13 protein-coding genes are annotated in these 13,408 nt (G+C 32.1%); 5 read left to right on the plus strand and 8 right to left on the minus strand.

The genetic code is table 11. From position 1 onward, the window contains the following. Nucleotides 1-154: 154 nt before the first annotated feature. The gene (locus tag IFB02_RS11595; protein WP_191072781.1) at nucleotides 155-787 is read left to right on the plus strand and encodes a MarC family NAAT transporter; all 633 of its coding nucleotides are present in this window, start codon (nucleotides 155-157) and stop codon (nucleotides 785-787) included. Here the strand turns inward: IFB02_RS11595 and IFB02_RS11600 are convergent. Further along, nucleotides 779-1,987, minus strand: coding sequence for a multidrug effflux MFS transporter (locus IFB02_RS11600; RefSeq protein WP_191072782.1), 1,209 nt, complete (start codon nucleotides 1,985-1,987; stop codon nucleotides 779-781). The genes IFB02_RS11595 and IFB02_RS11600 overlap by 9 nt on opposite strands. A 354-nt stretch (nucleotides 1,988-2,341) precedes the next feature. On the opposite strand from IFB02_RS11600, the gene IFB02_RS11605 reads away from it, so the two are divergent. Beyond that, nucleotides 2,342-3,616 (plus strand): ribonucleotide-diphosphate reductase subunit beta, encoded by a 1,275-nt coding sequence (locus tag IFB02_RS11605; protein WP_106688510.1) that lies wholly within the window; start codon nucleotides 2,342-2,344, stop codon nucleotides 3,614-3,616. A gap of 21 nt (nucleotides 3,617-3,637) precedes the next feature. Next, on the plus strand, nucleotides 3,638-5,413 hold the full coding sequence (locus IFB02_RS11610; protein ID WP_191072783.1) for a ribonucleoside-diphosphate reductase subunit alpha: 1,776 nt from the start codon (nucleotides 3,638-3,640) through the stop codon (nucleotides 5,411-5,413). Between the two features lie 74 nt (nucleotides 5,414-5,487). Here IFB02_RS11610 and IFB02_RS11615 read toward each other — a convergent pair whose 3' ends face one another. The 6 genes from IFB02_RS11615 to IFB02_RS11640 all read right to left on the minus strand — a co-directional run bounded on the left by IFB02_RS11615 (nucleotide 5,488) and on the right by IFB02_RS11640 (nucleotide 11,539). Then, nucleotides 5,488-7,029 carry an acyl-CoA carboxylase subunit beta gene (locus tag IFB02_RS11615; protein WP_191072784.1) on the minus strand — a complete coding sequence of 514 codons (1,542 nt, stop codon included), beginning with the start codon at nucleotides 7,027-7,029 and terminating at the stop codon, nucleotides 5,488-5,490. 125 nt (nucleotides 7,030-7,154) lie between these two features. Further along, a complete protein-coding gene (gene accC / locus IFB02_RS11620; RefSeq protein WP_106688511.1) occupies nucleotides 7,155-8,597 on the minus strand; it encodes an acetyl-CoA carboxylase biotin carboxylase subunit in 1,443 nt (480 codons plus the stop codon). A gap of 1 nt (nucleotide 8,598) precedes the next feature. Continuing rightward, nucleotides 8,599-9,084, minus strand: coding sequence for an acetyl-CoA carboxylase biotin carboxyl carrier protein subunit (locus IFB02_RS11625; RefSeq protein WP_106688512.1), 486 nt, complete (start codon nucleotides 9,082-9,084; stop codon nucleotides 8,599-8,601). A gap of 95 nt (nucleotides 9,085-9,179) precedes the next feature. Then, complete coding sequence (locus IFB02_RS11630) at nucleotides 9,180-9,851, minus strand: PrsW family intramembrane metalloprotease (protein WP_191073175.1); 672 nt, start codon at nucleotides 9,849-9,851, stop codon at nucleotides 9,180-9,182. Nucleotides 9,852-9,859: 8 nt separating this feature from the next. Then, nucleotides 9,860-10,411: an NUDIX hydrolase gene (locus IFB02_RS11635; RefSeq protein ID WP_106688513.1), complete on the minus strand. Its 552-nt coding sequence runs from the start codon at nucleotides 10,409-10,411 to the stop codon at nucleotides 9,860-9,862. Nucleotides 10,412-10,450: 39 nt separating this feature from the next. Beyond that, nucleotides 10,451-11,539, minus strand: a complete 1,089-nt coding sequence (locus IFB02_RS11640) for a M42 family metallopeptidase (protein WP_106688514.1) — start codon at nucleotides 11,537-11,539, stop codon at nucleotides 10,451-10,453. A gap of 119 nt (nucleotides 11,540-11,658) precedes the next feature. On the opposite strand from IFB02_RS11640, the gene IFB02_RS11645 reads away from it, so the two are divergent. Beyond that, nucleotides 11,659-12,348 carry a DUF4294 domain-containing protein gene (locus IFB02_RS11645; RefSeq protein ID WP_106688515.1) on the plus strand — a complete coding sequence of 230 codons (690 nt, stop codon included), beginning with the start codon at nucleotides 11,659-11,661 and terminating at the stop codon, nucleotides 12,346-12,348. After that, nucleotides 12,348-12,974: a PAQR family membrane homeostasis protein TrhA gene (gene trhA / locus IFB02_RS11650; RefSeq protein ID WP_106688516.1), complete on the plus strand. Its 627-nt coding sequence runs from the start codon at nucleotides 12,348-12,350 to the stop codon at nucleotides 12,972-12,974. The genes IFB02_RS11645 and trhA overlap by 1 nt, the downstream gene beginning before the upstream one ends. On the opposite strand, the gene IFB02_RS11655 is transcribed toward trhA, so the two are convergent. Next, nucleotides 12,975-13,403, minus strand: coding sequence for a DUF4268 domain-containing protein (locus IFB02_RS11655; protein ID WP_106688517.1), 429 nt, complete (start codon nucleotides 13,401-13,403; stop codon nucleotides 12,975-12,977). Between the last annotated feature and the right edge of the window lie 5 nt (nucleotides 13,404-13,408).

Consider the following 13,408-nt stretch of genomic DNA (forward strand, 5'->3'; position numbering starts at 1 on the left):
AAGTAAATTAATTGTAAAATTTTGATTTAATTATCTGAAAATCATATAATTATATTAATGTTTTTTAAAATTTTGCTTAACCTTTATTTAATAGTCATTTAAACCTAGTTTAACTTTTAAAACTTTTAAAAACATTGAATTTGCAGAAAAAACAATGGACTTATTTTTAGTTGCTTTTGGCGCATTATTTTCTATAATTAACCCTTTAGGTACAGTACCTGTTTTTGTTGGATTAACACAAGAGCATAGTAAAAAAGAAAGATCTAAAATTGCATTTTGGACAGCTTTAGATGTTTTAATTATTTTATTACTGTCTTTTTTTGCTGGACAATATATACTGTCTTTTTTTGGTATAACGTTACATGCACTTAAAATAGCTGGTGGACTAATTATTACATCTTCAGGTTTTGCTTTACTAACCGGAAAGTTTAGAGAGCATAAAGGAATGAAACGTAAGTTAGTACAAGAAGATATTCATACAAGAGACGCCATAAGTTTAACACCTTTAGCGATACCTATGCTGGCTGGTCCAGGAACAATTTCGTTATTAATTACTTATAATCAAGACTATAATTTAAATTCGGAAATAACTATCATTATTTGCGCAATACTAATTGCAGCGTTAAGTATTTATTTCATTCTAAAAAGCGCTCATTTTATCGTTAAATTTTTAGGCGCTTCTGGTATTAATGCACTTTCTAGAATAATTGGGTTTATTGTTATTGCAATTGGTGTGCAGTATATTATTTCTTCTGTAGAAGAAATTTTAAGCCGAATTTTAAATTAATTTTCTAGAGTTACTATACTTTAATAAGCTAAAAGTAATAAGCGATAATACACCAAATACCGAAAAACCTATAAATAAAGGCAATACAGAAGTATGTACAAAACTACCAATGTAATTTGCAATAGGAACTGCCATAACGGTAGATACAAATCCGTTAATTGCAGCACCAATTCCAGCGATATGACCTAAAGGTTCCATTGCTAAAGAACGGTAATTTCCAAAAATAAAACCTACAGCAAAAAACTGAATTAAGAAAAACGAAATTAGTACAGCTATACTTGGATTATTGCCTGACCAAAATAGAATGACATATAAAATAGAAATTATACAATAAGCAACAGTTGCATAAAATGCAATATTGTATGATCCAAAACGCATTACCAATCTACTATTAGCAAAAGTAGATAGTCCAATAGATAAAGCAGTACTAGCAAAAAAGTAAGGAAACAGTTCTCCTAAATCATATTGTTCTTGATAAATCTGTTGCGAAGTACTTAAATACACCATAAAAGATCCAGTAATAAATCCAGAAGTTAAAGTAAAGGCTACAGCAGATTTATGTTTTAAAAACTCTTTTGTTCCTGTAATAAAAATGTTGGGTTTAAATTTAATACGTTTTTCTTTGGGTAATGTTTCTGGTTGACGTTTCCAAAACCATAACATCACTAAAGAGCCAAAAATTAGATTAGCATTAAAAATAGCCTGCCAATTAAATAGATCTAGTAAGACTTGTCCAAAAGTAGGAGCAATTACAGGAACCAAAATAAAAAACATGACTATTATAGATAAGATTTTAGCCATAAAATCACCACTAAAAGAGTCTCTTACCATTGCTATAGAAATTGTTCTAGGCGAGGATAATCCAACACCTTGAAATACTCTTGCTGCTAGCATTATTTCAAAACTTTTAGTTGTTACGCAAATAATACTAGAAATAATAAAAATTAAAAATCCAATGTACACAATAGGTTTACGTCCATAACTATCTGATAATGGACCAAAAATAAGTTGACCAAATCCAATTCCTAAAAAAATCATAGTAATTAATAACTGTGTACTATTAGGATTTGTAATGTTTAAATCTTGAGCAATTTCAGGTAAAGCAGGTAATAATGCGTCTATGGTAAGAGCAACAATGGACATTAAAGAGGCCATTAATGCTACAAATTCGTTTTTAAAAACAGGGTTTGAGTTTTGCATTAGGCAAAATTAGTAAACCATAAAACGCTGGCATATTTTATAATGATAATAGAATGTTAATTTTTAAATCTAGTCTTTAGAATGAGGATGAAATAATTTCAATTTCCGAATCAAAAAAATGAACTAAAAATTGAAATCTAGAATCTTTTTGATCAAAAAATCGACCGAAAAACAATTCGGTTTTAACCTTTTTTTAATAAAATTTATACACATAAAATTGGCTTTTTCAGTAATAACAAGGGATAAGATATTGTTGATAATTATGTGGAAAAACTAAATGCATATTTTTAAAATCACTGGAATTAAAATCGCAATTTTATAATTCCTTTTAAGACACAAAAATCAAATACCATTATGCAAATTAATCACATTATTAAGCGCGATTTTACGACTGTGCCTTTTCAGCTCAGTAAAATCACAAACGCTGTCCTTAAAGCGATGACAGCTCTAGAACACGGGACTTTAGAAGATGCAGAGCGCGTATCTCAACTAGTACACGCTAGTCTTTTAAAACACAAAGAAAACGACCAAAACTATATTCCTACGGTAGAAGCTGTTCAAGATGCAGTAGAAAATGCCTTAATGGAAAGTCACTTTTTAGATGTTGCAAAAGCTTACATTTTATATAGAGATGAGCAAGCAAGAAAACGTAAAAGTAACATCTTCGAAAAGCGTATAAATCTTAAACCTTACGAGTATCCACAATTATACGAATATGTACCAGCAATTAGACATTCGTATTGGATACATACCGAGTTTAATTTTACAAGTGATATTCAAGATTTTAAAGCAGGATTAAATGAAGTAGAGCGTAGTGCGATTAAAAATACAATGCTAGCCATTTCGCAAATAGAAGTTGCAGTAAAATCTTTTTGGGGCGATATTTACCATCGTATGCCAAAGCCAGAAATTGGATCTGTAGGAGCAACATTTGCAGAAAGTGAGGTAAGACATCACGATGCATATTCACATTTACTAGAAATTTTAGGTCTAAACAACGAATTTAAATCTTTAAAGAAAAAACCAGTAATAATGAAGCGTGTGCAGTATTTAGAAACTGCATTAAAAAATGCCAAAAGTGAAGACAACCAAGAATATGCGGAGTCTATTTTACTGTTCTCATTATTTATAGAACACGTGTCGCTATTCTCTCAATTCTTAATTATAATGGCATTTAACAAACACAAAAACGTGTTAAAAGGTATTTCTAACGTAGTAGAAGCGACTTCTAAAGAAGAGCAGATACACGGAGATTTTGGTATTGATTTAATTAAAATTATAAAAGACGAAAATCCAGATTGGTTTGATGCTAATTACGAACAGATGATAAAAGATATGTGTCTAGAATCTTTTGAGTCTGAAAGCAAAATCGTTGATTGGATTTTTGAAAAAGGCGAAATAGACTTCTTACCAAAAGCAGTTGTAAACGAGTTTATTAAAAACAGATTTAATAACTCGTTAGAAAGTATTGGTATTGATAAAATATTTGAAGTAGACGAAAAGCTATTAGCAGAAACCGAATGGTTTGACGATGAAATTATCGGTACCAAACATGGAGACTTTTTTGTAAAGCGCTCTATAAACTATAGTAAAAGAACCCAAAGTATAACCAGTGATGACCTTTTTTAAATGATAGACCAAAACAAAAACATGACCCAGCAATCCCCAAATGAAGTAAAACAAACGGAAAAAAATCCTTTAATAGACGCAAGAAACAAGTCGCTACACCAAATCAATACAGCCAATTCTGGAGGTTTTGAGTGGTTAACAGAGCATAGTAGACAGTTCTTAGCAGCAGGATATTTAACCGAAGGTGTAAGCGCTGAAGAGCGTATAAGAGAAATAGCAGATAGAGCAGAGCAGATCTTAAAAATACCAGGATATTCAGATAAGTTTTACAACTACATGTCAGAAGGGTATTTTTCTTTAGCATCTCCTGTTTGGTCAAACTTTGGTAAAGAACGAGGTTTACCAATTAGCTGTTTTGGATCTCATGTAGACGACGATATGGGTAACATACTTTACTCACAATCGGAAGTTGGTATGATGTCAAAACTTGGTGGTGGTACTTCTGGTTACTTTGGTAAGATTAGACATCGTGGTTCTGAAGTAAAAAATAATGGTTACGCTTCTGGAGCTGTACATATCATGCAGTTATTCGAGTCTATGGTAGATGTAGTAAGTCAAGGTTCTGTAAGACGTGGTCGTTTTTCTCCATATTTACCAATAGAACATCCAGACATTAAAGAGTTCTTAGAAATTGGTACAGAAGGTAACCCAATACAAGAGTTAACTCATGGTGTAACGGTTACTAACCAATGGATGCAAGAAATGGTAGATGGTGATGTAGAAAAAAGAACCATTTGGGCAAAAGTATTGCAACGTCGTGGAGAAATGGGTTATCCTTATATCTTCTTTACAGATAATGCAAACAACAATGCAGCAGACGTATACCAAGATAAAAACTTACCAATTTACGCAAGTAATTTATGTACTGAAATCATGCTACCATCAAATGATAATTGGTCGTTTGTATGTGTATTATCTTCTGTAAATGTATTACATTACGATAAGTGGAAAGACACAGATGCTGTAGAAACTATGGTCTACTTTTTAGATGCTGTAATTACAGAATTTGTTGAGAAATTAGAAGTATACAGAGATTCTCCAAATAGAGACGACAGACAAACGTTTTTATTCATGGAACGCGCGTATAACTTTGCAAAAGAAAACAGATCTTTAGGATTAGGTGTTTTAGGATGGCACTCTTTACTGCAATCTAAAATGTTACCATTTAACAGTCAAGAAGCCTTCAATTTAAATAGTGAAATCTTTAAAGTAATAAAAGAAAAATCTTATAAAGCATCAGAAGAATTAGCTGAAAAATTTGGAGAGCCAGAAGTATTAAAAGGTTACGGTAGACGTAATGCAACGTTAAATGCAATTGCACCAACAACTTCTTCAGCTTTTATCTTAGGTCAAGTATCACAAGGTATTGAGCCAATATGGTCTAATATTTATGTGAAAGATATCGCAAAAATTAAAACGACTATAAAAAATTCTTACTTAGAGGATTTATTAGAATCTAAAGGACAAAATACAACTGAAGTTTGGAGAAGTATTAGAGATAATGATGGATCTGTACAACATCTAGAATTCTTATCAGAATTAGAAAAAGATGTATTTAAAACGTATTCTGAAATTGATCAAATGGATATTATTTATCAAGCGGCTAACCGCCAAAATCACATAGATCAAGGACAGTCAGTTAATATAATTGTGCATCCAGATATGCCAGTAAAGGATATAAACAAAATACATGTTACAGCATGGCAATTAGGTTTAAAATCACTTTACTATCAGCATAGTATGAATGCTGCACAAAAATTTAAACAAAAGAAAGATTGTGCAAGCTGTGAAGCTTAATACCAATTAAAAGTGTTAACTAAAAAATCCCGATACAAGTGTATCGGGATTTTTTTATTCGAAATGTAAATTTTTTAAAGTGGAATATTACCATGTTTTCTATTTGGCAATACCTCTTCTTTATGTTCAAGCATAGTAAACGCTTTTATTAATTTACGTCTAGTGTCTTTTGGTAAAATCACTTCATCTATAAATCCGCGTTCTGCAGCTTTATAAGGATTTGCAAAAAGATCTGCGTATTCAGCTTCTTTTTCTAACAGTTTTTCTTCTGGATTATCAGACGCTTTAATTTCCTTTCTAAAGATAATTTCACTAGCACCTTTTGCGCCCATTACTGCAATTTCTGCACTCGGCCAAGCGTAATTTAAATCGGCACCAATGTGTTTAGAATTCATTACATCATAAGCACCACCATAAGCTTTACGAGTAATAACTGTTACTTTTGGTACTGTAGCTTCACTTAATGCATACAATAATTTTGCTCCGTGAACAATAATACCATTCCATTCTTGATCGGTTCCTGGTAAAAATCCTGGAACATCTACTAAGACTAATAAAGGAATATTAAAAGCATCACAAAAACGCGTAAAACGTGCTGCTTTTCGTGAACTATTTACATCTAATACACCAGCTAAAAATAAAGGTTGATTAGCAACAATACCTACACTTTTTCCACCAATACGCGCAAAACCTACAATAATATTTTCAGCATAATCTTTATGTATTTCGAAGAAAGAATCTTCATCTATTACACCAGCAATTACATCATGCATATCATAAGGTTTACTGGCATGATCTGGGATAATATTCATTAATTGCTCGCGCGTTTCTTCACCTAAATCGTATGGTAAATCTTTAGGCTTTTCTAAGTTACTTTGTGGTAAGTAGCTTAGTAATTTTTTTACATCTTCAAGACATTCTATATCATTGGAAGATGTTGTATGTGCAACACCAGATTTAGAGCTATGTGTGCTTGCGCCACCTAATTCTTCACTAGTAACGGTTTCGTTAGTAACCGTTTTTACTACGTTTGGTCCAGTTACAAACATGTAACTTGTGTCTTCTACCATCATTGTAAAATCTGTCATTGCAGGAGAATACACAGCGCCACCAGCACATGGTCCCATAATTGCTGAAATTTGCGGAATAACACCAGATGCTTTTACATTACGATGAAAAATATCTGCATATCCACCAAGTGATCTAACACCTTCTTGTATACGTGCGCCACCAGAATCGTTAAGTCCTATAAATGGTGCTCCAACTTTAAGAGCCATATCCATTATTTTACAAATCTTTTCGGCATGTGTTTCAGATAAAGCGCCACCAAATACAGTAAAATCTTGAGCAAACACATAGACTAATCGTCCATCTATCGTACCGTAACCTGTAATAACTCCATCACCATAAAATTTTTGGTTTTGCATACCAAAATCTACTGTTCGATGTGTGACTAAAGCGCCAATTTCTTCAAAAGAACCTTCATCCATTAGGTATTCGATACGTTCTCTTGCAGTTAGTTTTTTCTTTTGGTGTTGTTTATCTATTCTTGCTTGTCCGCCACCTAATTTGGCAAGTTCAAGCTTTTCGTTTAATTCTTTTATTTTAGATTCCATAATTGAAATTTTATCTTTTTTTGTCATTCAGCGCTACGACGCAGCATCCTTTTTTATAGTATTAGATTCTGCTTCTTAATTCGACTGCGCTCAGTAAAAGCATGCGAAATGACATAAAATTCATATTAATTAGTTGGTACTCTTAATTGTTTTTGATCTTCTAAATACTGTTTAACAGCAACTAGAGCAGCAAGATGAGCTTCGGTTTCTGTTTGTTGTTGTAAAGCTTCTGGTGAGTAGTATTTTTTCACAAAATGTGTATCAAAATTTCCAGATGTAAAAGCTTCATGTTGACAAACAAAAGCTCCAAATGGTAACGTGGTTTCTATGCCTTTTACTTTGTATTCTTGAATGGCTTTAAGCATAATTTGTATAGCTTCTTCACGAGTTTTACCATAAGTTATTAATTTGGCTAACATTGGATCATAATAAATTGGAATGTCCATACCTTCTTCAAAACCATTGTCTACACGAATACCTTCACCTTGCGGAATTTGGTATTGCTCTAAATGACCAACGCTTGGTAAGAAGTCGTTTAAAGGATCTTCTGCATACACACGAAGCTCTAAAGCATGACCATTTATTTTCAAATCCTCTTGTTTAATAGGTAGTTTTTCGCCACGAGCGACTTGTATTTGAAGTTCTACTAAATCAACACCAGCAATAATTTCGCTTACAGGATGTTCTACTTGTAATCTGGTATTCATCTCTAAGAAATAGAAATTATGTGCGTCATCTAATAAAAACTCGACTGTTCCAGCACCAACATAATCACAAGCTTTTGCAACTTTAATAGCTGCTTGTCCCATTTTTTCTCTTAATTCTGGAGTAAGTACAGCACTTGGCGCTTCTTCTACAACTTTTTGATGACGACGTTGAATACTACATTCGCGTTCAAAAAGATGAATAACATTACCATGTGTATCTGCCATGACTTGAATTTCGATGTGTCTTGGTGATGCTACATATTTTTCTATAAAAACAGAGCCATCACCAAATGCATTAACTGCTTCACTAATGGCGCGATTCATTTGGGATTCAAAATCTGCTTCTTTTTCAACTATACGCATTCCTTTACCGCCGCCACCAGCAGATGCTTTTATTAGAATAGGAAAACCAATGCCTTGCGCTATTTTTTTAGCTTCAGCAATATCTGTAATAGCTTGGTCTGTACCAGGTACCATTGGAATATCGTAGGCTTTAACCGCATCTTTAGCAGCTAATTTACTACCCATAACTTTTATGGCATATGATTTTGGTCCAATAAAAGTGACGTTATTAGCTTCACAAAGTTCTGCAAATTCTGCATTTTCACTTAAAAACCCGTAACCAGGATGAATACCATCTACGTTTAAAGATTTTGCGACGTCAATTATTTTTTGCCCTAATAAATAGGATTGATTAGATGGCGCTTCACCTATTAAAACAGCTTCGTCTGCAAATTTAACATGAGGTGCATTACGATCTACGGTAGAGTAGACTGCAACTGTTTTAATGCCCATTTTTTGAGCAGTTTTCATTACTCTTATAGCAATTTCGCCACGATTGGCGACTAATATTTTTTTCATTTTATTCAAATTCAATTAATAATTCACCTTTATCGACGGTATTTCCTTTGTTGCCAGAAACAGATTTAATAACACCATCACGAGGAGATAGGATGCTATTTTCCATTTTCATAGCTTCAAGGATTAGTAAAGGTGTGTCTACTTTAACCTCATCACCAGGTTTTACCATAACATCTAGAATAAGTCCTGGCATTGGTGCTTTTATTTCGTTTACTTTCTTAGAAGCGCCAATTTCAAACCCTAAAGATTTTATTAATTGATCAAGATTATTCTCAATATTAACAACATACGTGTTATTATTAATTAAAACAGTGTATTCTTTTTTATTGAAGTTAGTCTCAGTGATTTTTGCTTTATACGATGTGTTATCTTTTAATAGATGAAAAGATGTGTTGGTAGTTTTTACACTATCTAAAGCTGAAATATCTTCTGATGAGACCTCGAATTCTGAAGTAGAATTAACTTTTACTTTAAAAGGTGTCTTCATGTAAATGTTTTTAAAATTTACTTGTAAAGATACTGATTAATCCTTTTTTAGTAGAATGAAGATGTTAATTCTTTATCTAATTTATAGATTGTTATTTAATTGAAAAATGAACCTTTTTGATGAATTTTAATCGCTTTTCTAGATAAAATTAACCCTAAAGCTAAAGATATAAATGCACCAATCCATATTCCTGGAACAAAATCTATAAATAAGAAAAAGTCGTAAGCACCATGAAAAAGTATGGCTAAAAATAAACCACATAAATTTAAGAATAGCTTATTAGGTTCAAACTTAGCTTTACCCATAAAGTAACCCATTAAAATACCAAAGGTTGCATGTGCTGGTACTGCTGTAAACGCTCTTAGTAAAGCTGTACCAGGTCCATTGTTTAGAACATACATTATGTTTTCTGTAGCGGCAAATCCCATAGAAACCATTACTGCATAGACAATACCATCAAAGGGCTCATTAAACTCTTTATGTCTTTGAGCAAATAATAAAACAATTAAAAATTTGCTAAATTCTTCTGTAAATCCTACAACAAAAAAAGCTTGTTTAAATTGTTCCCAAATGCTTAGTTTATTTTGTAACGGTAAAATTATATTAAATACAGAGTAGAGGATTAAAGCAAGAACAACACTAACTAATGCGCCTAAAATGAAGGACGTAAGTAATAATCTGGTTGGCTCTTTTTCATATTTATCTTTAAAATATATGTAGGCAACAATTGCGGCTATTGGCGCTAACGCCATTATAATAAGTTGAATAACAGACATTAAATAGTTTTTTTGATGATAGCTTCTAGGATTTTAGAATAATAGTTTGCGTTACTAGCTACAAAGTGATTGTTTGAAGTGCTATTTTCTAACAGATCTTTGAATTGCGAAATACTTACTAATTTTACACGTTCTACTTCTTCTTTTTGTAGTGTTAATTTAGATAGATCAACATGTAATTGCGCTATAAATGTATGATGAAATTCGTTATCAATTATACCATTTGAATAGGTTTGAAAACAAGGAAAAACTCCAATTTTTTGTAAATTTTCTTTAGATAGTTCTAAGCCAATCTCTTCTTTAGCTTCACGGATAATTCCATCTTCAATAGTCTCATTAGCATCAATATGTCCAGCTACAGATACATCCCATAAACCAGGACAAATGGCTTTATTAAAACTTCTTTGCGCTAATAAAATGTCTCCTTTAGAGGTGTATAACCAAAGATGCGCTGTGTTATGATAAAATCCCTTTGAATGAATCTCTGATTTTGGAGCTGTTTTACCAGTTGGTTCACCTGTTTTTGTGACTATGTCAATTAATTCGTCCATTAAAAAAAGATTCCCACTTTCGTGGGAATTTATTATGTATTATTTAAAGTAACTAAACGTTTCTCCGTCTTCAATTTTAAGTAACGTTTCGTAAATTAACTTGATTACGTTTTCTACATCATCTTTATGTACCATTTCTACAGTAGTATGCATGTAACGTAGCGGTAAAGAAATTAATGCTGAAGCAACGCCACCATTACTATAAGCAAAAGCATCGGTATCTGTTCCTGTAGCTCTACTTAAGGCACTACGTTGGAATGGGATTTTTTTAGCTTCGGCAGTATCTGTAATTAAATCACGCAGTTTTTGCTGCACAGCAGGTGCATAAGCCACAACAGGACCAAGTCCAATTTCTAAATGACCTTCTTTTTTACGGTCTATCATTGGTGTTGTTGTATCGTGCGTAACATCTGTAACAATTGCAACGTTAGGTTTAATGGTTTCAGTAATCATTTGTGCACCACGTAAACCTATTTCTTCTTGAACAGAATTTGTGATATATAAACCAAAAGGAAGTGTCTTTTTGTTTTCTTTTAATAGTCTAGCTACTTCAGCAATCATAAATCCTCCCATACGATTATCTAATGCACGACAAACAAATTTTTCTCCGTTTAAGATATGAAATTCGTCAGGATAAGTAATCACACAACCAACGTGTACGCCCATTTTTAAAACTTCGTCTTTATCTTTTGCGCCTATATCAATACAAATGTTATCTGGTTTTGGCGCTTCTTCTTTCGCACGATTACGGGTATGAATTGCAGGCCAACCAAATACACCTTTTACAATGCCATTTTTGGTATGTATGTTTACAACTTTACTTGGCGCAATTTGATGGTCGCTTCCTCCGTTTCTGATCACATAAATTAGTCCATTATCCGAAATATAGTTTACATACCAAGAGATTTCGTCTGCATGACCTTCAATAACCACTTTATATTTTGCCTCAGGATTAATAACACCAACTGCAGTACCGTAAGTATCTGTAATAAATTCGTCTACATAAGGTTTTAGATAATCCATCCAAAGCTTTTGTCCGTCCCATTCGTAACCTGTAGGCGCAGCATTATTTAAATATTTTTCTAAAAAGTCCATAGACTTTTTATTAAGTATAGATTTTTTTGCCATTTGATATTAATTTTTGCCTAAAATAACAATATTCACAGTTATTTAATAGTTAGAGAAGCGTTAATTATTAATTTTGTATTAACAATTAAAAATGGAATAGTTTTAGTAGCTTTATTGATATGAAAAAGAATGTTTTATTAATGCTTTTGCTTCCGTTTTGGTTATTAGCTCAAGAAGATGAAGTAGTTAAAGATACGACTACAGTAACAACAACAGACTACATTATAATAGAAGGCGATTCTATACCAAAAACATCTATTTATTTAGATGAAGTGATGCTGTTGCCTAAATTAGAATTTAAAAGTAAAGAAGACCGACGTAGATATTTAATCTTATGGCGAAAAACACTAAAAGTGTATCCATATGCGAAGTTAGCTGCAGAGCGTTTAGAGACTTTAAACGAACGTCTTAATACCTTAGAAAAACGTAGTGAAAAGAAAAGCTATGCCCGAAAAGTGCAAAAATATATTGAAGAAGAATTTTCTGAAGAATTAAAAAAACTAACACGAACTGAAGGTCAAATTCTAGTAAAACTTATACATAGACAAACCGGTAAAACTACGTTTGAATTAATTAAAGAATTAAGAAGTGGTTGGAGAGCATTTTGGTTTAATAGTACTGCAAGTTTGTTCGATATTTCTTTAAAAAGAGAATTTGATCCAGCAAATGTTGAAGAAGATTTTTTAATTGAAGATATATTAATTAGATTATCACAAGGCGGACATCTTAAATTACGTGCACCAGCTATAGATTTTGACTATTTTGAACTAAGTGATAAATGGGCAAATGCAAAAACCACAACTAATTAATGAGGCAACAAACAGTATTTGAAGAAAAGTTAAACGCTTTAACACATGCGATTGGTGCTGTTTTTGGTATTGTCGCCTTAATCTTATTAATAGTTTTTGAAACTAAAAAAACAGCGTTTAGCTTGTTTAGTGTTATTGTTTATGGTATTTCAATAATTATTTTGTTTACTGCGTCTACGATGTATCACAGTTTTACAGACGAGAAAAAGAAACATTATTTTAGAATTGTAGATCACATTAGTATTTATCTTCTAATCGCAGGAACTTATACACCAGTTTTACTAATCACTTTAGAGCAGAGTAAAGGTTGGTTGTTGTTTTATATAGTTTGGGCAATTGCTGGATTTGGTGTGATTTTAAAACTGTTTTTCACTGGTAAATTCGAAACCTTTTCTACATTATTGTATTTGGTAATGGGTTGGCTTATCGTATTTGATTTTTCTACATTAAGTAGTATAATGGCTTCTAATGGATTAGTTTTATTAATTGCAGGCGGATTAGCTTATACCGTTGGTATAGTATTTTATGCAATAGAAAAAATTCCATATAATCATGTTATATGGCATTTATTTGTTCTAGCTGGTGCAATATTACACTTTTTTATGATTTTGTTTTTTGTGGTTTAGTTAACCTTCAATAATATCTTTATATTCTAAAAAAAACGCCTCAAACCGACTCATGATATCATTAAAAAACACCATAACGTCTTGCCAATTGTTTTTATTATGGATCGAAACTTTATAGCCTAACGGAACGTAAATGCGAGAGATTTCTTTACCATTTTCTAAAAAAAACTCTTCTTCGTAAATGGCTTTTGGTAAGAATTCGTCTTTTAAAATAGATTGAAGTGCTACCAGTTTTTCCCAATATTTAATACGATGTTCTAAGCTATCTTCTAGATCTAATGCGACTAAAGCTTTTTTGTTGTCAAAATGAAATTTAAAACTTACACCTTTAAGTTTTGTGTTATACAATATCCATTTTCTAGGAAACGATTTACCAAAACTTGTCCAAAATTCTTGTTTTAAGCGTCTAGATTCTTCCTTAGAAAACATAATTA

The organism is Mesoflavibacter profundi (assembly GCF_014764305.1).
Lineage (GTDB): Bacteria > Bacteroidota > Bacteroidia > Flavobacteriales > Flavobacteriaceae > Mesoflavibacter > Mesoflavibacter profundi.

Bases quoted from the DNA above. Each gene is read 5' to 3' on its own strand.
- IFB02_RS11595 (WP_191072781.1), top strand. From the start codon at position 155: ATGGACTTATTTTTAGTTGCTTTTGGCGCATTATTTTCTATAATTAAC.
- IFB02_RS11600 (WP_191072782.1), bottom strand. From the start codon at position 1,987: ATGCAAAACTCAAACCCTGTTTTTAAAAACGAATTTGTAGCATTAATG.
- IFB02_RS11605 (WP_106688510.1), top strand. From the start codon at position 2,342: ATGCAAATTAATCACATTATTAAGCGCGATTTTACGACTGTGCCTTTT.
- IFB02_RS11610 (WP_191072783.1), top strand. From the start codon at position 3,638: ATGACCCAGCAATCCCCAAATGAAGTAAAACAAACGGAAAAAAATCCT.
- IFB02_RS11615 (WP_191072784.1), bottom strand. From the start codon at position 7,029: ATGGAATCTAAAATAAAAGAATTAAACGAAAAGCTTGAACTTGCCAAA.
- accC (WP_106688511.1), bottom strand. From the start codon at position 8,597: ATGAAAAAAATATTAGTCGCCAATCGTGGCGAAATTGCTATAAGAGTA.
- IFB02_RS11625 (WP_106688512.1), bottom strand. From the start codon at position 9,084: ATGAAGACACCTTTTAAAGTAAAAGTTAATTCTACTTCAGAATTCGAG.
- IFB02_RS11635 (WP_106688513.1), bottom strand. From the start codon at position 10,411: ATGGACGAATTAATTGACATAGTCACAAAAACAGGTGAACCAACTGGT.
- IFB02_RS11640 (WP_106688514.1), bottom strand. From the start codon at position 11,539: ATGGCAAAAAAATCTATACTTAATAAAAAGTCTATGGACTTTTTAGAA.
- IFB02_RS11645 (WP_106688515.1), top strand. From the start codon at position 11,659: ATGAAAAAGAATGTTTTATTAATGCTTTTGCTTCCGTTTTGGTTATTA.
- trhA (WP_106688516.1), top strand. From the start codon at position 12,348: ATGAGGCAACAAACAGTATTTGAAGAAAAGTTAAACGCTTTAACACAT.
- IFB02_RS11655 (WP_106688517.1), bottom strand. From the start codon at position 13,403: ATGTTTTCTAAGGAAGAATCTAGACGCTTAAAACAAGAATTTTGGACA.